Origin of the sequence: Shinella yambaruensis (assembly GCF_022899355.1) — a bacterium.
Lineage (GTDB): Bacteria > Pseudomonadota > Alphaproteobacteria > Rhizobiales > Rhizobiaceae > Shinella > Shinella yambaruensis.
This window is the reverse complement of sequence record NZ_JALJCK010000011.1, coordinates 41396-62994: the sequence shown is the minus strand read 5'-3', so window position 1 is coordinate 62994 and position 21599 is coordinate 41396. Positions and strand designations below refer to the sequence as shown.

Here is a 21599-nt window from a genome sequence, read left to right as displayed (position 1 = left end):
CGACTAAAAGGCGGCCGGCGCCCCGTCCCGCCTGCGGGTCTTCTCGGTGCCGACACGGTGCATGGCGTCGTAGGTCGTGCGGTTGATGGAACTCAGATGGGCCTGCATGGCCGCAGCGGCGGCTTCCGGATCGCGCGTAGCGAGCGCCTCGACGATCGCCTCGTGCTCGGCCGCGCTGCGGTCCAGTACGCCCGGCGTTTCGGAGGCGACACGGCGGTATTCCATGCCGAGCTGGTAGAGGCTGCGCGCCACCACCTCCATGAAGGGATTGCCGGCGATCGTCATGATCTGCTCGTGGAACTCGAGATCGAGCACGCGGAAGCCGACGGGATCCTTCGTCAGGCCGTAGCCGGCGGTCACCATTTCCCGCAATCGGGCAAGCGTCGCGTCATCGACGAGCGCGGCACCGAGCCGGATCAGTCCCACCTCGATGATCAGCCGCGCCTCATAGAGCGCGTTCACATTGCTTTCATCGAGCGCGATGACGAACTGGAGCGGCGCGAGAAGCCGGGAGACTTCGAGGCTGGTCACGTAGCAGCGCCCGCCCTGGCGGCTTTCCACGACACCCATGATCGAGAGCCCGCGCAGCGCCTCGCGCACGACGGGACGGCTGACCTGCAGCGCGCGCGCCAGGTCGTTTTCGGACGGCAGCACGTCGCCGGCCTTCAGGTTGCCGGACCGTATCAGTTCGAGCAGTTGGTTGGCGACCCGCTCGGCCGCCGCCGGCGCACGCTCCAGCGGCGTGATCTGTCCCAGCTCTTGCATTGAATTCTCCACGTTTGCAGGCACGGCCGAACGGCCGAGACGAAGGTGGAGACTACAACGCGGCTCCAAAACCTGCAAACTTGTCTGGCAAGACGTCAGCAACCGTTCGGTTTTCACGCTTGACGATCACATCAGGCGCAACGTCGCCCGGCGCCGCGCCCTTTTCCCTGGTCACGGCGTCGAACGCCCCGAAGCCCTCGTCAAGGCGCTTCACGAGCTCCGGTGGCGACAGTACGGGCGAAAGCGCACGGCCCTCGCCCAACGCGATGTTCATTTGGCGAAGACGCTTCAGATCGTCGGTGCTGTCGATGCCCTGCGCAACGATGGCGGCCGACATCTGGCGCGCCAGAACCGCAAGGCCTGCAACGACGCCGCGGCTGCGTTCCGACCGGCTGACCTCCTCGACGAGCGCGCGGTCCAGCTTGAGCGTGCCGAAGTCCAGATTGGCGAGCCTGTTGCGCCGATCGATGGCCCTGCCGATATCCTTCGTGGCGAAGGCGACGCCCGCATCCCGCAGGCGCCGGATACTTGCGAGATAGGTCTCGCCATAGTCCGGTTTCGCGGCGCGCCGCAGCTCCAGCTGAAGGCGGCCGCGCTCGATGGAGAATTCATCGAGGAGGCGGCACAGATGGCCCGCGAAGGTCGGCTGCGACAGCAGGTTTTCCGGAATGTCGAGGTAGAGTGTGGGAATCCGCTGCAGGACACGAGGGCCAAGTGCGCGGAATGCCTTGCCGAGGATGCCTGCGGAGAGTTCCAGGGCGAGATTGCCGTCCTCCGCGATCGCCCTGATCTCCGCCGGCGCGATCACGCCATAGGTTTTGTCGGTCCAGGCGGGCCGGACCTCCACTGCTCGCAACGCGAACGTCCTGAGGTCCAGGATCGGCCGGAAGACTACATCGACCGCACCGCGGCGCACCGCCTCCGACAGCGCCTTCTCCAGCCGGACCTTTCGCTCGTGGCCGACCAGCATGGGCGGGGCAAACGGCCGGACGCAGTTCCGGCCGGCGGACTTGGCAGCGTAGAGGGCAAGGTCCGCATTGCGCATGAGGGCGTCGGTCGCCTCGCCCGCGCTGAGATCCCGCATATGGGAGAAGCCCGCGCTTGCCGAGACCTGGACGATGTTCTTCGCAAGGACCGCAGGCCTGGCGATCCGGTTGACGGCCCTCTCCGCATAGGACGAGGCCTCTTCGGGGCCGCCGACGAGAAGCACGGCGAACTCGTCCCCGCCAAAGCGGAACGAGGCCGCGGCCTGGTCCTTGTGGGTCGCGACGAGGATGGACGCGACATGCTTCAGCAGCGTGTCGCCCATCGCATGGCCGAGTGTGTCGTTGACCTGCTTGAAGCCGTCGAGATCGAAATAGATGACGGAGAAATCCGCCTGCGGAACGGCATCCAGCTCCTTCAGCAGATTCTCGAAACAGGCGCGGTTGCCGATCCCGGTCAGATGATCCGTGAAGAGCAGCTGGCGGTTTTCGGCAATGCTGCGGCCGAGGCGCTGGTTGAGGCGGCGGGTGAGATACAGCTCCGTCAGCACGTAGATCACGGCGCCGACGCCGAGGACGACATAGGCGATCTGGATGCGCTTCAACGTCGTCACGCTCTTGAGGTGGGTTTCGACCGCCTTGTTCATGCGCTTGCGGCGCGCCTTGTTGGCATCGTCGCTGAAGGCGATGATCCGTTCGCGGTATCGTCGCGCGAAAGCCCCGACGTCCCGATAGCTTTCGGGCTTTCCCTGCCGGAGCGTCGCGGCCGCCTGCTCCAGCGCCGGCATCGCCGACAGCAGCTCCGTGATCAAGGCCTCATCGAGCGCTTCGTCCTCCTGGATCCGCCGATAGGACTTGGTCGAAAGGACATCCACCCGCGACCAGAAGAGATCGAGCGCCAGCCCGACCTCCTTTTGCGTCCGCCGCGCATCGCCCTCGGCAAAGGCTTCCGCCTTGCTGAAGAAGGTCGTGGCTTCGAGCTCGAGCCGGCTCGCCTCCTCCAGCCGAGCTGAAAAGTAGAGCCGGTTGTTGATCCCGTCGGCAATGCCCGCCAGGCCGAGATAGCTGACCGGCAGCATGATGACGAAGAGCGCCAGGATGATGGGGAAGCGTACCAGCGGCAGCTTGCCGAGAAGGGTTCGCAATGCCGTCATTGTGCCACGAGTTCTTTCAGCTGCCAGACGCTGCGGGATTCGTAGAGCGGGTCGGCAAGGGCGGGATTGTCCGTTGCCGGATAGACGATCCACGCCGGGCCCTTGTCGCGCACGGTGAGAGCCTTGCCGTCGACCTCGACCGCGGCGATGGCCCCGTGGGCCTTGAAGTCTTCCGCCGGCACTTCGATCTCGTAGTTGTCGAGCGCGACGGCCATGTAGTTCGCCGCGTCGATGCCCGCCTCGTCGAGCAGCTTTTGGATCAGCGGTCCCTTCACCTCGTGGACAGCCCCGTCCGTGCCCGGCAGGATGGTCCGGTAGGTGACGCTTCCCACCCTGGCCATCATGTCCGCGGTCACGTCCAGGGTCCTGGCGCTGTCGGCGGTGCGGATCGTGAAGAGCGGGTCGGCAAGGGCCGGTACGGCGCCGAGCGCGACGGTGATGGCGAGGCCTGCTGCGATTTTGGAAAGAATGGACATTTCGATCTCCGTTGGTGGGGTGAAGGTCAGGCAGGGCGGCGCGCGGCTTGGCGGCGGCCTGCAAAGTTGCGTCGGCGAGGTTTTGGAAACTCGGCGGGTTCATTTTGCGATCGGCGGGAAACGGCCGTTCCGGCAAAGGTCGCGTCGATGTAGCCCAGCACGGCATCGGCGGGCAGCGGACGCGAATAGTAATAGCCCTGGACAAGGCCGCAATCGAGCTCGCGCAGCGTGTCCAGCTCCTCGACGGTCTCCACGCCTTCGATCACGCAGTTGATCTTCATGTCGCGGCAAAGGGCGATCACCGATTTGACGATCTTGTAGCCGGTGGTGCTCTCGTTGATGTTGGTGACGAAGCTTCGATCGACCTTGATCTTGTCGAGCGGGAGCCGGTTGACTTGCCAGAGCGTGGAATAGCCCGTGCCGAAGTCGTCGAGCGAGATACCGGCCCCCATGGCTCTCAGGACGGTGACGGCCTCCACAAGCTGATCGAAGTCGCCGACGACGGCCGTTTCCGTGATCTCGAAATCGATGCGCCCGGGATCGACGCCGCTTCGGTTGAGGATCGCGACCAGTCGCAGCACGCTGTCCGAGGAACAGATGTCCTGCATGGAGAGATTGAAGGAGAGCCTGAGCCAGGCCGGCCAGGTCGCCGCGACGGCGAGCACCTTGGCGAGCAGCACGCAGGTGAGCCGATTGGCGAGACCCGCGCGCTCGGCGACAACGATGAACTCGTCCGGCCGGACCGGCCCCAGGTCCTGGCTGTCCCAGCGGGCCAGCGCCTCGAAGCCGATCGGCAGGCCGGAGCGGACGTCCACGATCGGCTGGAAGGCAAGCGTCAGCTCCGCATCGAGGTCGGTCGTCTGCATCGCCTGCTCCAGGATCGAGTGCCGCCGGATCGCATCCTGGTGGTCCATCGTGAAGAGCGTCACGCGCCCGCGCCGGTGGTTTCGCTTCGCGTGGACCAGCGCATATTGCGCGGCCTCGTGGATCGAGCGGGCGCAGCCCGCAACGGTCCCCGACGAGGACAGCCCCATCGTGGCCGAGATGCGGGCCTCGACGCCGCCGATCGGATAGGGAACGGCGAGCGAGGCACAAATTTCCTCGCACTCGGCCAGAACGGCGGCGACGCCATTGCGCGGCCGCTGCCAGACGAGCCCGAATTCATCGCCCCCCAGCCGGAAGACCATGAAGTCGATGTCGTCTTTGCTCCCGAGACGTCGGGCAGCCTCCATCAGGACGTGATCGCCGTCCTGGTTGCCGAAGGCATCGTTGACGGCGCGGAACCCGTCGAGGTTGACGACCGCGATGAAGAGTTCCGCATGCCTTGCGTTCACGCTGGAAAGGGCGGCATCGATCGCGGCGAGGAAATTGTGCCGGTTGGGAAGCCCGGTCAGCGCGTCGTGATTGGCGAGCCACCTGTTTTCGGCGGCCAGGTCCTCGATTTCCGCCTGCTTCAGGCGCTGGCGCCGGCGCTCGCGAATGAGGCTCGCAAAATCGTTGTAGTGCGTGCCGAGGATCGCCAGCATCGCCATCGATACCAGGAAGATGTTGACGGCAACCGCGATGGAGGCCTGGTTGCCGGTCGAGACGAGGAAGACAACGAAGGGGATGTTGACGATGACGGCCGCGCACAGGGCGGCCAGAGGCAGGTGGATCAGGCAGAAGATGCAGCCGACCACCGTAATGCCGATGAAGAATGCCACCTGCCCCTGGGTGAACGCCGTCCCGTAGCTGTAGAGCGTCAGTCCCCAGGCAAGGAAAGCGGCGGCGAGGAGGCCTGCCAGAACGGTCGTCGCCCTGAGCGAGCGGCTGGCCTCGGAAAACGATGGTTCGGCCTGCGAACGGCGCCGCCACCGCAGCAGGCGCGCAACGCAAAGCCCCGTGAGGATGACGGGTATATGCAGGGTCAGCGGCACGGGTGCACTTCCATGGTGGGAAAGCGCCACCATCCAGGCATTCGACAGCAGGATGACGTAGAGAAGCGGGATCTGCTTCGTCAGCGACTTGTATTGCGCGACGACCAGTTCCTCGCGATCGCGCGGATCCTGCTCTGATGCGAATACACGGAATAGCGGGCCTATCATTCTCGTGGACCTCCGCGGTGCAGCCGGCTCGGCGCGCCGCAAGAAAAATATCTGTCCCCTCCGGCACAGGGGGTTGCCGGAGGGGTGCAGCTCTCAGAACTCTTCCCAGGTGCCCGGATGGACGGCGAGAGCATTCGCGCCGTGCATGCGCGGGAGCGAGCGAGGCTGAGGACGCGGGATGTCCTTGACGACGGCCGGCGCTTCCGCGCGGCGCTGGCCGCGAAGCGCGAAGTGCGAGATGAGGTCCCGCAGTTTCAGCGCTTCCTCGGCGAGCGTCGCACCGGCGGCGTTGGTCTCCTCGACCATGGCCGCATTCTTCTGGGTCACCTGATCCATCTGGTTGACGGCGGTGTTGACCTCGGCGAGGCCGACCGACTGTTCCTTCGCGGCGGTGGCGATGGCGTCCATGTGCTGGTTGATCGAGCCGACATATTCCTCGATCGTCCGGAGCGCCTGCCCGGCTTCACGGACCAGTTCGACGCCGCTCTTGACCTCGGCCGTCGAGTTGCTGATGAGGCCCTTGATCTCCTTGGCGGCATTCGCCGAGCGCTGCGCGAGCTCGCGTACTTCCTGCGCCACGACGGCAAAGCCCTTGCCCGCCTCTCCGGCGCGCGCAGCCTCCACGCCGGCATTGAGCGCCAGAAGGTTTGTCTGGAAAGCGATGTCGTCGATCACGCCGATGATGTTTGAGATCTGGCCCGACGAGTGTTCGATGCGCCGCATCGCGTCCTCGGCATTGGCGACGACCGTGCCGGATTTCGCGGCGCTGACATTGGCCTGGGTCGCGACCTGCCGCGCCTCTTCCGTGCGCCTGGCCGAACTCGTCACATTGGCGGTGATCTGCTCCAGCGCAGCGGCGGTCTGTTCGAGGGAGGCGGCCTGCTGCTCGGTCCGCTTGGAAAGATCGTCGGCGCTGGTGCTGATCTCGCCGGTGCCCATCGAGATCGTCTCGGCACTGTGCGCGACGGCGCCGAGTGCGCTCGCCAGCTGGCCGATCGTCGCATTCAGATCGTGCCGCAGCGGCTCGAAGTCCTGATGGAAGGGTTCGGCCAGTTCGAAGGAGAGGTCACCCTTCGCCAGACGGCGAAGCGCGTTGGCAAGGCCACTGGTCGCCTGGTCGAGGCGTTCCTGCGCAGCCGCATCGGCTTCCGCCTGGATGCGAAGCCGCTCCGCCTCCGCACCATCGCGCTGACGCTCGGCCTCCTGTTCGAGCCCAACCTTGGCAAGGACAGCCTGGCGGAAGCCTTCAAGCGAGGTCGCCATGTCGCCGATCTCGTCGCGGCGATCCTGCCCCGCCACGGTCTCGCTCAATTGCTGGCCGGAAATCCGGTCCATGGCGCTCCGCAGGAACAGGATCCCGCCGATGACCCGCACGAAGACGGTAACGCCGAAGACGCCGAGGATCGCACCGAGAAGCGCGGTGGAGACGATGATGGCGGTCCAGTAGAACGCGGCCGTCGATTCCGCCGCATGGATCGCCGCCTTCAGCCGCGTTTCGAGGGCGACGTAGAATTCGTCGGCCGGCTGCATGATGTCGGCCTTCAGCTTGTGATAATCCTGCGAATTGAGCATCGTGATGGCGCGCGCCCGGGACGCGGCACTGGTGCGTTCGTTGATGTCGTCGACCAGCGCCATGGCCTCGACCTCCAGCTTGACCAGCCCGTCCGAGCGCTTCTTTGCCTCGTCCAGCAGCGCGAACTCTTCCTTGGTAAAACCGGCCTGCTTCATCAGGTCGCCGATCGAAACCGCTTCACCGGACGGCCGCGGCTCGGCGATACCGCCAGCGACGAAATCCCAATAGATGCGGTGATAGTCGGCCGGACGCGGCGCCTTGCCGTCCCGGATCGCGAGCACGCGGTTGTACTGATTCTTGAAATCGGGGTTACCCGTCGCGGCATAAGTGCGGACAAGCCGCGTCAGATCGTCCGAGGACTGCCGGACCTCATCGGCCAGCAGATAGGAGCGATACTGCGAGACATGGGCGGCCTTCACCTGCGTCTCGGCTTTCCCATAGAGCCAGAGCGAGAGGATGAGGCCGGCCGCCACGACAATCGTGGCGGCTGAGGAGATGATGAAGAACTGCTTGATGCGCATCGGGATGGCTCCGGAAATGAGCGACGTGCCCGCAATCGTTCGATCGACAGCGACCGACCTTGCGAGGCCAACCGAGCCTCGTCATGAGACAAGTTGTCATTGGAGCGGGAGCTCATTCCCGCCGGGATTCCATACGCGCCGGGCATCGGAGCAAGCTGCTCTGGACGCTTGCCATGCACGCCGACTGGGCGTGGTTGCTCGTTGCGCAGAGCCGGACTATGAGTATTTCAAATTAATGGTTAGTAAAAAATCAGCAACTTGACCGCAATATTGCACCAGTATCGTAAAGTATCTTAGATACACAGGGTGCATCTAAAGCTACGCCTCAAGTATCAATTGTTATAACATTCAATTTTAACTCATCTTTAACCGAGAGAATCGACAACATATCTTGAATAAATACAAATAAACGCAAGATTCGAGGTTAAAAATGTCGAACGTTATTGAATTTCCTGAAAAGACCGATGCCGGCCTCGCAAAGGATCCGGGCAAAGACATTCTCAAGTTGATGGGAACCCTGACGCAGGAACTGGAGGCCGTTCGCGACAATCTGCGTCGGCAGGTCATCACGGCGGGAAGCAAATGCAATTCCGCCGACGCGGCCAAGCGGTAGACGTCGGCCTCTATTGGATCTCTAGGCCGGCCTTCCGCAGGCCATCGGCCAAACGCTCGGTCAGTTGCGGGCTGGCGCGCCGGTTTGCGGCATCCTTCGGGAAATCCCTGGCGTAGTTTGGCCGGATCTTCAGCAGCTCGTCGCGGGCCGTCCGTGCGTTCTCCGCATCGCCCAGCTGGCCGTAGGCGGCGGTCTTCAGGACCTCGTAGAGATAGTCGCTTCCCTGTCGGCCTTTTTCCAGAAGCTCGATGACCTCCCGGTCTCGACCTTCCGTATAGGCACTGAAGGCAAGGGACATGTACGCCGCCGAGCTCGACGCAGCGCCGGCGGCGATGCCTTCCTTGACGAGGTTGCGCCCCTCCTCTTCCTCCCCGACCGTCGCCAGGCGAAGGCCGAAACGGACCTTGATGTCGGGATCGCCCGGATAGCGTTGCAGCAGGGTCGATGCTATCGATTTGAACGTGGCGACGTCGCCGGTGCTGAATGCGATATAGGCAAGGGCCTCCTGCGTGAGGAAATTCTGGGGCGCCAGTTCCCGCGCCCGCGCGGCGGCGGCCGTCGCCTTTGCAATATAGGGAGCCGGATCCTCGCCCTTCGAGACGGCATAGGTGCTCAGGCGATAGTTGCTGTAGGCGAGCATGGCCCAGCCGTCCGCGAAATTCGGCGACGAGCTGAGCGTTCTATCGAGACAATCCACCGTCTGTTGCTGCGTTTCCTCGCCGTAGACGAACAGGATGCGGCGGGCATTGGAGAAGCACCTTGTCAGTTCGTTCGAATTCACCACACGCGACTGCAGGATGGGCACTGCGCCATCAAGCCCGAGCACCTTCGAGGCGACGAGGCTTGCGACCTGCTGCGGCGTTCCCGCTCCATTCTTCGCCGCCGTCTGGCTTGCCGCCCACAGGACGATACCCGTTTCAGGATCGACCAGCCGCCAGGACACGGTGAGGTCGCCCGCCCCTTCGCGCAGCGTGGTCTGCAACTCGTAGTCCGATGACGTCGCCCCTTCGCCGGGAGACGGCCGGTTTCGATCGGAATCGACGATGGCCGCGCCGCCGACATTCGACAGCGTTGCCACCAGGACGTCGCCCGCCTCGGCCGCGAGCGCCTGGGCGTCTCCCGCGGCGGCCAGAACTTTGATCGGCTGAACGAAGATACGAGGCATGTAACCCGTCTCATCGCGCGTGCGCCCCATCGTCAGCCAGGCGCCGAGAGCAAGAAGCGCCAGGACGCCGCCGATTGCACCGAGGCCGATCAGCGCAGAGGCGCGCGAGAATACGGGGCGGTGTTCGTCTTTCGCCGGCCCGCCGGGCTCGCGCGTATATTCCGACCGCTTCCCGCCGCGATGAACGAATTCAGGCGTATAGCTGCCCTTCGCAATCCGGATCTCGACGTCGTCCGTTCGCGTGTCATCGGCAAAATAGGCCAAAAGCGCCGCCCGCAGGCGGCTGACGGTCGTCCGTACGATGGGATCGTCGACGGCATTGAAATCGTCCGTCCGGTTGAACAGCGCCGCGGCGATGGCTTCCGCGGTGATCCTCGTATCGGGCTGCTCGATGACCTGTGTAACGAGATACGTCAGAAGACCGGTCATGCGGTCCGACTTGCGGAAGGGATCCGTCGCCGTTATCGCCGCGACTGTTCGCCAGATCTGCTCTGCCGATGGCTTCTGCATGTTTGCCATATGATACTTGCGCTGCCTCCCCCAAGGCGCGACGCAAGAGCGCCGCTTATTAGGCCCTTCGTATATCCCGAATCGACCCGTTTTGCACGCAAGCGGGACGCGATCCCGCCCCACCGCGCCGGCGAGGACGCGGAAGGAGCCGCCCATAGCCCGGACACACGCCATGGCTGCAGACGACGAAGCGAACGAACGCGAGGAGCCAGAGCAGGCTTTGGAAATCGAGCGTGCGCCGCCTTTTCGCCACCGCCCGGCGGACATCCACGGGTTGTCTCCTGCAGAACATGTCCTGAGTGCCGGGAGCGGCCGATCCGATAAATGCGGCGCGTATCATTGATACGACGCTTCGTATCGTTACGCCAACACAAGTATCATTCAGGAACTTCCATAATTCCAGCGTAGCATAAACAGTCAATCTCATTCCGCTAGACATTCAATGAACGATTAATTTACCCTCAAATCAAGAAAATCCTCCCATTTACATTCGGGGGATTCCCATGTCCATCAAGTTCAAGCTCCTCGGAGCCATTGCCATACTCAGCGCCATCGCGATCGGCCTTGCGCTCCATGTCCGGGGCATTCTCCAGGAAACCTCCGTCACGCTCGACAGCGTCTATACGGATCGCATCCTGCCGCTGAAGGACCTCAAGGTGATCTCGGATGCCTATGCCGTGGCCATCGTCGACGCCGCGCACAAGGCGAACCATGGCGCCATCACCATGGAGGACGGCCTCGCATCGCTGAACAACGCCACGGCCTCGATCAACACGCACTGGCGGGCCTACACGGGTACGGAGCTCACGACAGAGGAGGCCAGCCTCGTCTCGAGCGCACAGCAAAAGCTGGCGGCCGCCGATGCGTCCGTGGGCCGCCTCAAAGGCATTCTCCAGTCCGCAAACCGTGTTGCGCTCGATGACTTCATTCAGAAGGAGCTTTACCGGAGCATCGATCCGGTAACCGCCACGATCTCGATCCTTTCGGACCTGCAGGTCAAGCAGGCGGAAACCATTCTCCTCGACAAGAAAGCCTCCTTCGAGCGATTGGAGACCATCGGCTCCATCGTCATCGGCTCCGTCCTGGTCATCGCGCTGGCCTTCTTCATTTTTACCTCACGCCACATCGTTCGCCCGCTCTCAGGGCAGATTGCCGCCATGCGCCGGCTCATCGATGGAGACCTGACGGATGACGGGAGCCCCCATGACCGGAAGGACGAAATTGGCGAGATGGCGCGCGCCATCGCGACGTTCCGGCAGGCGGCGCGCCGCAATCACCAGCTTGAACAGGAAGCTGGCGAAGCGCGCCAGCGCGCCGAGGCGGAGCGGATGGCGATGCAGGAAGAGGCCGAGCACCGCGCGAAGGACATGATCCGGCAGGCCAATTCGGAGCTTGCAAGCGGCCTGAAGAGGCTCGCGGAGGGCGACCTCGCCTTCAGCCTGGAAACCCCTTTCTCCGCGGAATTCGAAGCCCTGCGCCACGATCTCAACAGCGCCGTCGGACAGCTCGGGCGGACGCTCGCCTCCGTTTCCGAGGCGATCGTATCGATCGGCAGCGGCACACAGGAGATCAGCCGCGGGGCCGACGATCTCTCGCGCCAGGCCGCGGCCCTCGAACAGACGGCAGCCGCGCTCGACGAGATCACAGCGAATGTCACGAGCGCGTCGCGCAGGGCCGACGAGGCGCGTGCCGTTGCCGCACAGGCGAACGAAAACGCCCAGAAGTCCCATGCCGTGGTCGTCGATGCCGTCGATGCGATGCGGCGGATCGAGGAGTCCTCCAACCGCATCTCCAGCATCATCGGCGTCATCGACGAGATCGCCTTCCAGACCAATCTCCTGGCGCTCAACGCGGGCGTCGAGGCCGCGCGGGCGGGCGAGGCCGGCAAGGGCTTCGCCGTCGTCGCCCAGGAAGTCCGGGAGCTGGCGCAGCGTTCGGCCGGCGCCGCCAAGGAGATCAAGGGATTGATCAAGACCTCCAGCGGCGAGGTCGAAGGCGGCGTGAAACTCGTGAGCGCGACCGGCGAGGCCCTGAAGGACATCAGCGAATATGTCGCGACGATCAACCATCATGTCGATGCCATCGCCATGTCCGCCAGGGAGCAGTCGATCGGCCTGCAGGAGGTCAATTCGGCGGTCAACCAGATGGACCAGGTCACGCAGGAGAACGCCGCGATGGTCGAGGAGACCAATGCGGCATCGGCGACGCTTGCAGATGATGCGGCCCGGTTGAGGGAGATGGTCGGGCAGTTCCGCCTGTCCAGGACCTGCGATGCCGGACGCGAGGTCCATGGCCTTCGCTCGATTGCCTCGGCAATCGCGGCGCCGACGGGCGCGGCGCAAGGCATCAGGCTTGCGGCAAACGGCTGGCAGGAATTCTGATCCCCTGCCGCCCTGAAGCCCAGCCCGACACCATTCCAACCTTCGTCACCCCGGGAGCAGACCTTGGTTAAGCGATCCAGCCTGATGACGCGCATTCTGACCCAGCAGAACACCGAGATGGTGAAGGACACGAACGCGGCAAACTCGATGCTTGCGCAGGAAGCGTCGCGCCTGCGACAGCTTCTGAGCCACTTCCGCCTCGCAAACAGCACCACATTGTGCGCGGCCGCCTCCGGCCTGGCCCAGACCTCCGGCGCAACGTCCAAGACCGGGAGCCGCCGCTCCGCCGGCACGTAAAACAATACGGGGCCAAGGCCGGAGGAGAATCCCTCCTCCGGTCTTCGGGGGCATTCGATGCCCTTGATTCCTTTTCGATAACGCCGCCGGATGGTTGGCTTGCCCGGCAACTGCTTCGGCCCTTGCCCTTCAGTCCGCGCTCCTCACCGGAGCCATTGCCCCAGCGAACCGTCGCAAGCAAGCGGAAGCACTACCAACATTCACGCCTATCAAGCGGCTGTCAAACGATCATCGAGGGCTTTCGGCCGCCCCGGAACCTGGCGACGCCCGTCCTTCACGCTGCCTCCCGAGGAAAAGGAGGTACCGGCATGAGCCCGGTGAAATCTCTTGCGCCTTGCTTGCCCCCTCGCCCTGCCGGCGGATTGGTGTTGCAAAACGTGCTGACGGCGGAGGCCTACTGGCCCCCGTGAGCTTTTTTGCCGGCGGCCAAGCAAAGAGAACGCCGCCGACGTCCTGCTCAACCAGTCAACGACGATTCCCCGACTCGATTCGGACGGACGCGCCGGATTGCAGGGGCAGAAACGAGCGGCCGCATGACGACGGAACGCGGCGACGAGCACTATCGAACGTGTCCGGACAAATGAGCAGCCCGAAGGCAAAGGGACTGCGCCCGGATCACCCGGAAAATACCGTTGCGTTGATGAACCGCGGACGGATGAATTTCCGATTGTGGAAATGCACGGTTTCGATGCCGAAGATCGATGACAGCGTGGTGTAGATGGTGCCCGTCTCGATGAGGATCACGCTGTCCTGATCGGAAATCGCGGGAATCTCGTCGAGATAGAGGCCCGCCGGCGCCAGCAGGTCTGCCCGCCCCATCTGAACCGACCAATCCGCCGTATACCGCCCTTCCATGTTGGCAATGCTGGTCAGCCTCAGGGCGTTCGGCACATTCGCCGTCTCCGACAATTCGCCAAAGACGGCATAGAGCCGCGTCGCGTAGCCCCCATCCAGAGCGGTTTCGCGCGAGACCATGTCCGCCACGATCAGGCTCGCCTGCTCCAGTCGCGCATTGGACCGGTACATGTCGAACACGGCCAGGCATCCGAGCAGCAGGAGCAGAATGACGGGGGCGACGATGGCAAACTCGACGGCCGCGGCGCCGGCCTTGTCATGCAGGATACGCATTGCATCTCATCCGGGTTCGTTGACGAAGGCAAACAGCGAGGTCAGCCGGACCTCGCCGGTCTCGCTGTGTGGCATGGCAAATCCGAATTTCAGGCCGGGCGACCACGGCGCCAGCATGTAGCAGGCGCGGACATAGACCATCTGCGCCCGCCGCCCGGGATTGAACGCGGTCGCCGGCGCGATCGGCACCTTTCGATCGACGCAAGGAGCATCCGTGGCAGGAAAGTCGCTCTCCCGGTCTATCGGCGTGAATTCGAGCCGAAGGGCCGTCTCGCAATCCGAAAGGATGATCGCCTCGCGACAGACGCGCGCGCGCACCTCTTCGTATGTCGGATCTGCAAGGCTGCCGATCTGCAGCGACCGGGACGCGACCGCCAGCCCCCGGTCCAGCATGATCGACTGCGTGATGATCCAGCCGGCCTCCAGGGTGGCGAAGATCAGCAGCAATGTGACGGGCGCGAGAATGGCGAACTCGATTGCGGCGGCGCCATCACGGCCTTGCAGCAGGCTTTTGGTCATCCGACCATGTTTGATGTTCGTCCGGCTCATTGGGTGAGCCTCAGCTTGCGTATGCTGCCCGATATGGACTTGAACGCCTCGGCGATCTGCAGGCCTTTAACCGAGAAGTAGTGCGCACGGCTTGTCGCGCAACGCGCCATCTGCTCGTGGGCGATGCCCTCGACCTCGAAGCCGATCGTGAAGACGACGACGCCCTTCTCCTTTGCAAGGTCGCAGACGCGGTGAAGCTGCTCGACGGCGGTGGCTTTGTTGGTGATGTACTTGTTGTCCGGCGGAAGGTCGGGAGAGCGATAGGGATCCTTGGGACGGTATTGCCCCATGACCTCGCCGTCGGTCATCAGCACGATGACCTTCAGGGTCGATTCGTCTTCGAACTTTGCCGGCCGGTTTGCGAATGCCTTCGGCATGAGGCCGCCGGCAATGGCCGCATTGGTGATCGCGGCCCCTGTCGGATCGAGCAGCATGAGACCCCATTGCATTCCGAACTGCGTTCCCGTTCCCCCGTGCCGCTCGAGCTTGTCGATGCGCGCCTTCAGATACGACGCGTCATTGGAATGGTAGGTGATTACGGTCTCGCCGACGGGACACCACCATGGCTGCAGGTCCGTCCGCCCGAAGTACTCGTCCGTGAAATGCGCGATCTGCTGCCGGTTCTTGAAGCTGGGCGTCAGGTTCCCGAAGCGCTCGGCGGAAAACTCGAAGCATGAGGAATAGTCGTGGAAGCGCCCGCCGGGGTTGAGCTTGTCGAAGACGGCAGCGCCGGCGCTCACCTGGCCCGCGAAGGGAACGATGCTGAGCGAGGTGTAGGCCCTGGTCTCCTTGGTCAGCAGCGCTTCCACGAACTGTCTGGCGGCCACCTTCAGGTTCCCCAGGCGGTTGTTCTCGCCCATCGAGCCCGAGACATCCAGGATCAGGGAAAGTTCGAGATTTTGCCGCGCCTCGGTTGCCGATGCCACGACCTCGATGCGCATCGTGTCTATGCCCGCGAGCGGAAGGAAGGCGGTCTTCATCACGTAGCTCGCAGACGCTGCGACCTCGCGCGCTGTCGACTTGGCGATCGAGGAGCCGATCGTGATGGTCACATCATCGGCGTAGGGCAGGGTCTTGAAGTAGTCGCGGAGCGTCTTTTCCGTTTCCTGTTTCTGCGAAAGCGAGGCGGCTGCGAGCACCCCGCGGTCAAGGCTGCCCTGCAACTCGCGCCGAATAAGCTCGCGGTGCGCGAGGTCGATACCGGCTCCTGCCATGAGGGCCATAACGGAAAGACAGATCGCGAACATGATCGCGACGTTGCCCGTGGCATCATTCAGAATACTGCGTTTCATTCCGTCGTCCTTGCACCCGCACCCGTGACAGCACGACGCCCATGGCACGATCGGTCGACCGTCCGGCCGGAAGTGGCCGTCGCCATGGATCGCTCACCGGATCGCCAACCGGGATCCGTTCCGCGCATGTCAGATGCGACGTTCTGATTGTGAGATCCGCGCCGCCGGCGCTAATCCGCCGCTGGCATCAGGACCGTCTATCCGCCAAGTTTTCCCTCAAACGGCCGTCGGGCCGATCGGAGCGAGACATCATGCTCGCAAAGGGGATGATCAGTGATCGCCCCCAGCATTGGCCAGGAATCTTATCAGGAAGTTAAAAATTGATATTTGCAAAAGATACGTAACGATACACGGAGTGTATCTTGAAATTTCGCCATAACAAGCATCATAGATCAAGATATTACTTCATGTATTCTATAAATTCCTAAATATCATAGCTGGAATCAAAAAATACAGCATTAATTACAATTGCCAATCATGCGGGCAGATTTCATATCCATGGAAATATCATTCTCTTGAATAAAGGTATATTTTATCTTTGACTATGCAACGTAAACGACCGCACGCCTGGGCAGCCGTCCGATGCCCCGCCGTAACCGCGAGACCGGAGCCACACCTTCCTGATACGTATGCTAAGCGCCGTCGAAGGCGATGATCACCTTGCCCGACTTGCCGCCGGCCATCAGCCGGTAGGCCGCCGCTGCCTCGTCCAGTGCAAAGGCATCGGTGATGATGTCGTGCGGGTGCAGGCCCCAGGCGTCGAGGTCCTCGCAGCACTGATCCATGTTGTGTACGCTGGTCACCCAGGAGCCGTAGATCGTGCGCTGGCGGTGCAGGAGATCGTCGCTGACGTCGAACTGGACCGGCCCCGTCTCGCCGATATAGACGCAGCGTCCCCAGGTCCGTGTCGCCTGCAGCGCCAGCAGCCGGCCGCGCGGATTGCCCGAGCAGTCGATTGTGACGCCCGCCCCGCCCCGGGTCAGCAACTCGATCTCGCCGAGCGTTTCGGCACCGGCCACCAGTCCATGGTCGACGAGACCCAGCCCTCGTGCCGTCTCGACCCGATCGGCCTGCGTATCGACGCCGATGGCAAGGCGCGCGCCACGTCCCTTCGCCAGCATCAAGGCCGCCATGCCGACCGGCCCGAGGCCCACCACGACGATCGCATCGCCGCCCGACACATTGCCGCGCAGCACCGCCTCATAGGCCGTGCCGACACCGCAGGAGATGAAGCAGCCGTCCCGGTAGCTCAGCGAATCCGGCAGGTGCACGAGGTCGCGCTCGTCGGCGACAAGGTATTCGGCATGGCCGCCATCCCGCTGCCAGCCATAGGCGGCGCGCGCGGGATCGGTGCAGGAGATCTGAAACCCCTTGCGGCAGTTGCGGCAGAAACCGCAGCCGGAGATATGGTAGACCGCCACGCGGTCGCCGAGCTTGAAATGGCGGCAGCCGGCGCCGAGTTCCACGACCTCCCCCGCCGGCTCGTGCCCGGCGACGACGCCCTGGTAGGCGGTGCGCGGATCGTCGCCCAGATGCTTGTGGTAGATATAGTGGATATCGCTGCCGCAGATGCCCGACGCCTTCATCTTCAGCAGCACCTGGCCGATGCCGGGTGCCGGCCTCTCGATCTCGCGCAGCTCCACCGTCGAATTCCCCGGCAGGTAGGCGGCCAGCATCCTGGGCATCGTACTTCCCCCTCTTATCCGTTCACCTTCGCCATGAAGTCCGTGTCGCGCACATCCACCATGGCCCCGGCATAATCGTCGCCCGCCCCGGAGGCGAGCCAGGCGATCGCTTTTGCCGCGACCTTGGGATCGGAGAGCTTCTCCTGCGGAATGCTGGAGACCTCGTTGATGCCGGCAGCGCGGATGCTCGCCTGCATCGCCGTGTCGACCAGGCCGGGGGCGATGCCGAAGCAGCGGATGCCCTCGACCTTGCCTTCGGCGTCGATGGCGCGCGTCAGCATCAAGAGCGCCGCCTTGCCGGAACAATAGGCCGCCCAGCCATGCAGCGGCCGCACCGCGGCACCGGACAGGAGATTGACGATCCGCCCATGCCCGGCAAGGCGCGGCCAGGCGGCCGTCACGACGGCGGCGGCACCCGACACGTTCACCCGCATCGCCAGATCGAACTTTTCCGCGTCGAGCGCCGCGACCGGGGCCATCGGCTCGATCGTCGCGGCATTGTTGACGACGACATCGAGACCGCCGAGCCGGTCGGCAATCTCCGCCACCCGGCTTTTGACATTGGCGAGATCGGCGACATCGAGCGCCGCATCCAGCGCCCGGCCGCCGGCCTCCTCGATCGCCTGCACGACTGCGGCGCAATCGCCGGCGCGCCGGCCGCAAACCGCGACGCGCGCACCGGCCCCGGCCAGGGCGATCGCCGTCGCCGCGCCGAGACCGTGGCGCGCGCCGGTGACGATCGCCGTTCTGCCTGCAAGATCAATGGTCATGATGCGGCCTCGATGGCGTTGAGCACGGTCTGGCGATCCGGCGAAATGCCATAGGCCTGGAAGCCGCCGGTAATGGAAATCACCTCGCCGGTGACGAAGTCCGCATCCGGGCCGAGCAGCCACGAAACCGCGCCGGCCACGTCCTCCGGCTTGCACCAGCGCCCGAGCGGAATGGAGCCGATCACCTGCTTTTCGAAAGAATCCCAGTCCTTGCCGAGCTTTTCCGCCTTCTTGCGGAACGCCGCCTCCATGCCCGTGCCGACGCCGACATGGCCGGGGGCGACGGCGTTCACCCGCACGCCGGTCGCTGCCATCTCGACCGCCAGGCACTGCGTAAGCGCCGCCACCGCATTCTTCGAGGACATGTAGACCGAGGAGAACGGATTGCCGTAGCCGAGCCGGGTGACGATGTTGACGATCTGGCCTTCGCCCTGCGGCCCCATCACGCGCGCCGCCTCGCGGCACATCAGGAAGGTGCCGCGGGCATTGACCGTGTGGATGCGGTCCCAGTCCTCGACCTTCGTCTCGACCACCAGGCTCTGCATGTGCACGCCGGCATTGTTGATGACGGCGGCCAGCCCGCCATGGGCCTGCGCCACCTCGCCGACCGTGGCGACGACCGAGCCTTCCTCCGCGATATCGAGCACACGCCAGTCCGCGCCGATGCCGGCCGCCGCTTGGCGCGCGGCATCCGCATCGCGGTCGGCGATGACGACGGCAAAACCGTCGGCCTTCAACCGGGTGGCGACGGCAAGCCCGATGCCGCCGGCGCCGCCCGTGACGATGACTGCCTTGCCGCTCATGCTTTTCTCCAGGCAAAGAAGAGGTCGCGCATCTTGATCGTCTCGGACATCACGTCGTCGTGCACCGTGTCGAAATAGTCCTGATGGACATATTCGCTGGCGACGTAGCCGGCAAAGCCGCTTTCCCTGAATGCGGCGAACATGGCCGGGAAATTCAGCGTTCCCTGCTCCATCTTGGCCTGCAGCGCGCCCGGCCGGGCCTGGCGCAGATGGGCGTGGCCGAGCCAGGGGATCAGCACGTCGATCTCCTCCTGCCGGTAGCCGGAGACGGCAAAATGCGCGTAATCGAGCGCCAGCTTGACGCCCGGCACGCGCGTGCACATCTCGGCGGTCAGGCTCGGGGTCTCCAGATAGGAATGCACATGCGGCTCGACGCAGACGTCGATGCCCGCCTCCTGCCCCGCCTCGACCAGGGGTTTCAAAGATTCCGCCGTTTCGTTCAACGCCTGCGCCCGCGTCTGCGCGCCGTTGATGATGCCGGGCAGGATGAAGACGGTCGGCGCTCCCGCCGCCTTGCAGAAGGCGAGCACCTTGCGGAAATCGGCAAGGTTCTCCGCACGGTGATCCGGCAGGGCGAGATTGCGCTCGGCCGGCGAGGAGCCGAACAGATGATAGAGGTTGGACACCGGCAGGGGCAGCCTTGCGGCGATCTCGCGGCCATAGACTTCCGGCTCCGCCAGCAGGCGCGCCTTGTCGAGGGCGGAGCGGTAGAAATAGCCGATATCGAGGCCTTCCATGCCGATCGCGCGCGCAACGGCGCCCACCTCGTCCAGCGTCAGCAGCGGAAAGGACCAGCTCGTGATGCTCAGTTTCATCGTCATACCTCCTCCATCCGCCCGGATTTCGCGGAGCGGTACATTGCGTCGAGCACGGCCGTCGCGCGCGCGCCGATCACGCCATCGGCCGGATTGACCACATCCCGGCCCCGGCAAAGGTCGACCAGCCGGGTGATCGGCTCCACCTGTTCATAAGCACCGGCATCCACCTCCAGCGTCTCGACATGGGTCCTGCCATCATGGCGCACGGCCTCGACGCGCGCCCGTTCGATATCGAACAGCAGCATGCCCTCAGTGCCGAACACGCGGATATCGAGCTGGAAACCCCGCACCTTCGGCACGGTGGCCGAGCCCGACAGCACCATGGTCGCGCCGTTGGCGAGCTCCACCACCGCGGCGTCGTAGAAATCGACGCCGGCGGGCGACAGCCCCGTCTTCGCGAAGACCCGGGCCGGTGCGAGGTCGACCAGGCGGAACACCGCGCCCAGCCCGTGCGTCAGCTGGCCCCAGCCATAGCCGCCGGAGCGTTTGGGATCGGCCCAGGTCGAAGCCGGCGGGCGGAACAGGTGATCCTTCGTCTCGACCATCGGTTCGCCGCCGAAGAGATCGGCGAGCGCGGAAGCCATCTGCGCGACGACATGGCGGACCTCGCCGACCCAGCCCTCGCGGATCAGCCGATGCGCAGCATCGGTCATCGCCTTGTAGTTCCAGCCATAGGGCATGATGATCTCGCCGCCCCGGGCCTCTGCCAGCGCGACGAGGGCGCGCGCATCGGCGGCGGTCGTGGCCATCGGCTTTTCGATCAGCACCTTCAGCCCGCGCTCCAGCGCAAGCGTCGCATGTTCGGCATGCAGCACATGCGGCGAGGCGACGACGACGCCGTGCAGCGTTTCTTTCTCGAGCATGTCGCGCGCATCGAGATAGGCGTGCGGCAGGCCGAAGGTTTTCGAAACCGTCTCCAGCCCGTCCGCATCGGGGCGATTGATGGCGACGATATCGACATGCGGATTGGCGATCAGCGCCGGGATATGGCTGAGGGTGGCCCACCAGCCGGCCCCGATGACGCCGATATTGACCGTGTCGGGCATTTTCTCCTCCTCGCTCAGGCCTTCGAGCCGGGCACCGGCCGGCGCAGCGGCCGGCCGGCAAGATGGGCGCGGATATCGTCGGCGACGAGCCCCTGCAGCGCCTCGATCGCGGCCGCGGAATACCAGGCCGCATGCGGCGTCAGGATCAGGTTCGGCGCATCCCGCAGGGGCGATTCCGGCGGCAGCGGCTCGATCTCGAAGACATCGAGCGCCGCCCCGGCGATCCTGCCGGCCTTCAGCGCCTCGGCGAGCGCAGCCTCGTCGACCAGCACGCCGCGCGCCGTGTTGACGATGAAGGCATTGGGTTTCATGCGGGCCAGCCGCCCGGCATTGACGAACTTCGTCGTCTGCGGCGTGCCGGGCGCATGCAGGCTCAGGACGTCGGCGCGTTCCACAAGGGTTTCCGGATCGACCAGCTCGACGCCGAGGTCCTTCGCGGTTGCTGCATCCAGCATGGGATCGGCCGCCAGGAACCGGAAACCGGAGGGGCGCAACCGGTCGGCGACGGCCCGCGCGATCTGGCCGAAGCCGAGGAAGCCGACCGTCGTCTCGCGATAGGCGGCAAGGGGCCTGGCCACGGCCACCGCCGCCCATTCGCCGGCGCGGATGCTGGCGTCCAGCCGCACGACCTTGCGCAATTGCGTGAGGATCAGCGCCACGGTGTGATCGGCCACCTCGTCGATGCAATAGTCCGGCACGTAGCCGGCCGGCACGCCGCGCGCATTGGCGGCGGGTATATCGAGATTGTCGAAGCCGATGCCGTAGCGAATGACCGCCGCCCCCTCGGCCAATCCCTCGATCGCCCGCGCGGTCAGCGGCGCGAACTGCACCACGGCGACATCCGCCCCGCGTACCGCCTCGGCCACCTCGTCCGCCGTGCGGCATTGACAGGCGAAAAACTCCGCGCCGGAGGCGATCGCCGCCGCCTCTTCCTGCGCGAGCGCCGGGAACGTGTAATCGGTGACGACGACTTTGCGCTTGTTCAT

19 protein-coding genes are annotated in these 21599 nt (G+C 64.5%); 4 read left to right on the top strand and 15 right to left on the bottom strand.

Annotation, left to right across the window (positions count from 1 at the left end; translation table 11 throughout):
- Window positions 1–3 precede the first annotated feature (3 nt).
- From MUU56_RS23680 to MUU56_RS23660, 5 genes are all read right to left on the bottom strand, one after another.
- Window positions 4–765 carry a FadR/GntR family transcriptional regulator gene (locus tag MUU56_RS23680; RefSeq protein ID WP_244769732.1) on the bottom strand — a complete coding sequence of 254 codons (762 nt, stop codon included), beginning with the start codon at window positions 763–765 and terminating at the stop codon, window positions 4–6.
- Between the two features lie 52 nt (window positions 766–817).
- On the bottom strand, window positions 818–2902 hold the full coding sequence (locus MUU56_RS23675) for a GGDEF domain-containing protein (protein WP_244769731.1): 2085 nt from the start codon (window positions 2900–2902) through the stop codon (window positions 818–820).
- Window positions 2899–3378 carry a putative pterin-binding protein gene (locus MUU56_RS23670; protein ID WP_244769730.1) on the bottom strand — a complete coding sequence of 160 codons (480 nt, stop codon included), beginning with the start codon at window positions 3376–3378 and terminating at the stop codon, window positions 2899–2901. The genes MUU56_RS23675 and MUU56_RS23670 overlap by 4 nt, the downstream gene beginning before the upstream one ends.
- 26 nt (window positions 3379–3404) lie before the next feature.
- On the bottom strand, window positions 3405–5462 hold the full coding sequence (locus MUU56_RS23665) for a putative bifunctional diguanylate cyclase/phosphodiesterase (RefSeq protein WP_244769729.1): 2058 nt from the start codon (window positions 5460–5462) through the stop codon (window positions 3405–3407).
- Between the two features lie 93 nt (window positions 5463–5555).
- A complete protein-coding gene (locus tag MUU56_RS23660; RefSeq protein ID WP_244769728.1) occupies window positions 5556–7556 on the bottom strand; it encodes a methyl-accepting chemotaxis protein in 2001 nt (666 codons plus the stop codon).
- A 430-nt stretch (window positions 7557–7986) separates the two neighbouring features.
- On the opposite strand from MUU56_RS23660, the gene MUU56_RS23655 reads away from it, so the two are divergent.
- Window positions 7987–8169, top strand: a complete 183-nt coding sequence (locus tag MUU56_RS23655) for a hypothetical protein (RefSeq protein WP_244769727.1) — start codon at window positions 7987–7989, stop codon at window positions 8167–8169.
- A 10-nt stretch (window positions 8170–8179) separates the two neighbouring features.
- On the opposite strand, the gene MUU56_RS23650 is transcribed toward MUU56_RS23655, so the two are convergent.
- Complete coding sequence (locus MUU56_RS23650) at window positions 8180–9844, bottom strand: hypothetical protein (protein ID WP_244769726.1); 1665 nt, start codon at window positions 9842–9844, stop codon at window positions 8180–8182.
- Window positions 9845–10016: 172 nt separating this feature from the next.
- On the opposite strand from MUU56_RS23650, the gene MUU56_RS23645 reads away from it, so the two are divergent.
- The 3 genes from MUU56_RS23645 to MUU56_RS23635 all read left to right on the top strand — a co-directional run bounded on the left by MUU56_RS23645 (window position 10017) and on the right by MUU56_RS23635 (window position 12522).
- Window positions 10017–10187, top strand: coding sequence for a hypothetical protein (locus tag MUU56_RS23645; RefSeq protein ID WP_244769725.1), 171 nt, complete (start codon window positions 10017–10019; stop codon window positions 10185–10187).
- A gap of 160 nt (window positions 10188–10347) precedes the next feature.
- Window positions 10348–12225, top strand: coding sequence for a methyl-accepting chemotaxis protein (locus MUU56_RS23640; protein ID WP_244769724.1), 1878 nt, complete (start codon window positions 10348–10350; stop codon window positions 12223–12225).
- Between the two features lie 63 nt (window positions 12226–12288).
- Window positions 12289–12522, top strand: a complete 234-nt coding sequence (locus MUU56_RS23635) for a hypothetical protein (protein ID WP_244769723.1) — start codon at window positions 12289–12291, stop codon at window positions 12520–12522.
- Window positions 12523–13137: 615 nt separating this feature from the next.
- Here the strand turns inward: MUU56_RS23635 and MUU56_RS23630 are convergent.
- The 9 genes from MUU56_RS23630 to MUU56_RS23590 form a co-directional block, all read right to left on the bottom strand.
- Window positions 13138–13650, bottom strand: a complete 513-nt coding sequence (locus MUU56_RS23630; RefSeq protein ID WP_244769722.1) for a TadE/TadG family type IV pilus assembly protein — start codon at window positions 13648–13650, stop codon at window positions 13138–13140.
- Between the two features lie 6 nt (window positions 13651–13656).
- On the bottom strand, window positions 13657–14169 hold the full coding sequence (locus tag MUU56_RS23625; RefSeq protein WP_244769721.1) for a TadE/TadG family type IV pilus assembly protein: 513 nt from the start codon (window positions 14167–14169) through the stop codon (window positions 13657–13659).
- Between the two features lie 26 nt (window positions 14170–14195).
- Window positions 14196–15491 carry a TadE/TadG family type IV pilus assembly protein gene (locus tag MUU56_RS23620; protein ID WP_244769720.1) on the bottom strand — a complete coding sequence of 432 codons (1296 nt, stop codon included), beginning with the start codon at window positions 15489–15491 and terminating at the stop codon, window positions 14196–14198.
- A gap of 632 nt (window positions 15492–16123) precedes the next feature.
- Entirely contained in the window at window positions 16124–17176 is a 1053-nt protein-coding gene (locus tag MUU56_RS23615) for a zinc-dependent alcohol dehydrogenase family protein (protein ID WP_244769719.1), read from the bottom strand.
- Window positions 17177–17190: 14 nt separating this feature from the next.
- Window positions 17191–17946: an SDR family NAD(P)-dependent oxidoreductase gene (locus MUU56_RS23610; protein WP_244769718.1), complete on the bottom strand. Its 756-nt coding sequence runs from the start codon at window positions 17944–17946 to the stop codon at window positions 17191–17193.
- On the bottom strand, window positions 17943–18749 hold the full coding sequence (locus MUU56_RS23605; protein ID WP_244769717.1) for an SDR family NAD(P)-dependent oxidoreductase: 807 nt from the start codon (window positions 18747–18749) through the stop codon (window positions 17943–17945). The genes MUU56_RS23610 and MUU56_RS23605 overlap by 4 nt, the downstream gene beginning before the upstream one ends.
- On the bottom strand, window positions 18746–19564 hold the full coding sequence (locus MUU56_RS23600; RefSeq protein WP_244769716.1) for a sugar phosphate isomerase/epimerase family protein: 819 nt from the start codon (window positions 19562–19564) through the stop codon (window positions 18746–18748). The genes MUU56_RS23605 and MUU56_RS23600 overlap by 4 nt, the downstream gene beginning before the upstream one ends.
- A gap of 2 nt (window positions 19565–19566) precedes the next feature.
- Window positions 19567–20613 (bottom strand): Gfo/Idh/MocA family protein, encoded by a 1047-nt coding sequence (locus tag MUU56_RS23595; RefSeq protein ID WP_244769715.1) that lies wholly within the window; start codon window positions 20611–20613, stop codon window positions 19567–19569.
- A 14-nt stretch (window positions 20614–20627) separates the two neighbouring features.
- Window positions 20628–21599 (bottom strand): C-terminal binding protein, encoded by a 972-nt coding sequence (locus MUU56_RS23590; RefSeq protein ID WP_244769714.1) that lies wholly within the window; start codon window positions 21597–21599, stop codon window positions 20628–20630.

Coding starts and splice junctions, on each gene's coding strand:
- MUU56_RS23680 (WP_244769732.1), bottom strand. CDS start 765: ATGCAAGAGCTGGGACAGATCACGCCGCTGGAGCGTGCGCCGGCGGCG.
- MUU56_RS23675 (WP_244769731.1), bottom strand. CDS start 2,902: ATGACGGCATTGCGAACCCTTCTCGGCAAGCTGCCGCTGGTACGCTTC.
- MUU56_RS23670 (WP_244769730.1), bottom strand. CDS start 3,378: ATGTCCATTCTTTCCAAAATCGCAGCAGGCCTCGCCATCACCGTCGCG.
- MUU56_RS23665 (WP_244769729.1), bottom strand. CDS start 5,462: ATGATAGGCCCGCTATTCCGTGTATTCGCATCAGAGCAGGATCCGCGC.
- MUU56_RS23660 (WP_244769728.1), bottom strand. CDS start 7,556: ATGCGCATCAAGCAGTTCTTCATCATCTCCTCAGCCGCCACGATTGTC.
- MUU56_RS23655 (WP_244769727.1), top strand. CDS start 7,987: ATGTCGAACGTTATTGAATTTCCTGAAAAGACCGATGCCGGCCTCGCA.
- MUU56_RS23650 (WP_244769726.1), bottom strand. CDS start 9,844: ATGCAGAAGCCATCGGCAGAGCAGATCTGGCGAACAGTCGCGGCGATA.
- MUU56_RS23645 (WP_244769725.1), top strand. CDS start 10,017: ATGGCTGCAGACGACGAAGCGAACGAACGCGAGGAGCCAGAGCAGGCT.
- MUU56_RS23640 (WP_244769724.1), top strand. CDS start 10,348: ATGTCCATCAAGTTCAAGCTCCTCGGAGCCATTGCCATACTCAGCGCC.
- MUU56_RS23630 (WP_244769722.1), bottom strand. CDS start 13,650: ATGCGTATCCTGCATGACAAGGCCGGCGCCGCGGCCGTCGAGTTTGCC.
- MUU56_RS23625 (WP_244769721.1), bottom strand. CDS start 14,169: ATGACCAAAAGCCTGCTGCAAGGCCGTGATGGCGCCGCCGCAATCGAG.
- MUU56_RS23620 (WP_244769720.1), bottom strand. CDS start 15,491: ATGAAACGCAGTATTCTGAATGATGCCACGGGCAACGTCGCGATCATG.
- MUU56_RS23615 (WP_244769719.1), bottom strand. CDS start 17,176: ATGCCCAGGATGCTGGCCGCCTACCTGCCGGGGAATTCGACGGTGGAG.
- MUU56_RS23610 (WP_244769718.1), bottom strand. CDS start 17,946: ATGACCATTGATCTTGCAGGCAGAACGGCGATCGTCACCGGCGCGCGC.
- MUU56_RS23605 (WP_244769717.1), bottom strand. CDS start 18,749: ATGAGCGGCAAGGCAGTCATCGTCACGGGCGGCGCCGGCGGCATCGGG.
- MUU56_RS23600 (WP_244769716.1), bottom strand. CDS start 19,564: ATGAAACTGAGCATCACGAGCTGGTCCTTTCCGCTGCTGACGCTGGAC.
- MUU56_RS23595 (WP_244769715.1), bottom strand. CDS start 20,613: ATGCCCGACACGGTCAATATCGGCGTCATCGGGGCCGGCTGGTGGGCC.
- MUU56_RS23590 (WP_244769714.1), bottom strand. CDS start 21,599: ATGAACAAGCGCAAAGTCGTCGTCACCGATTACACGTTCCCGGCGCTC.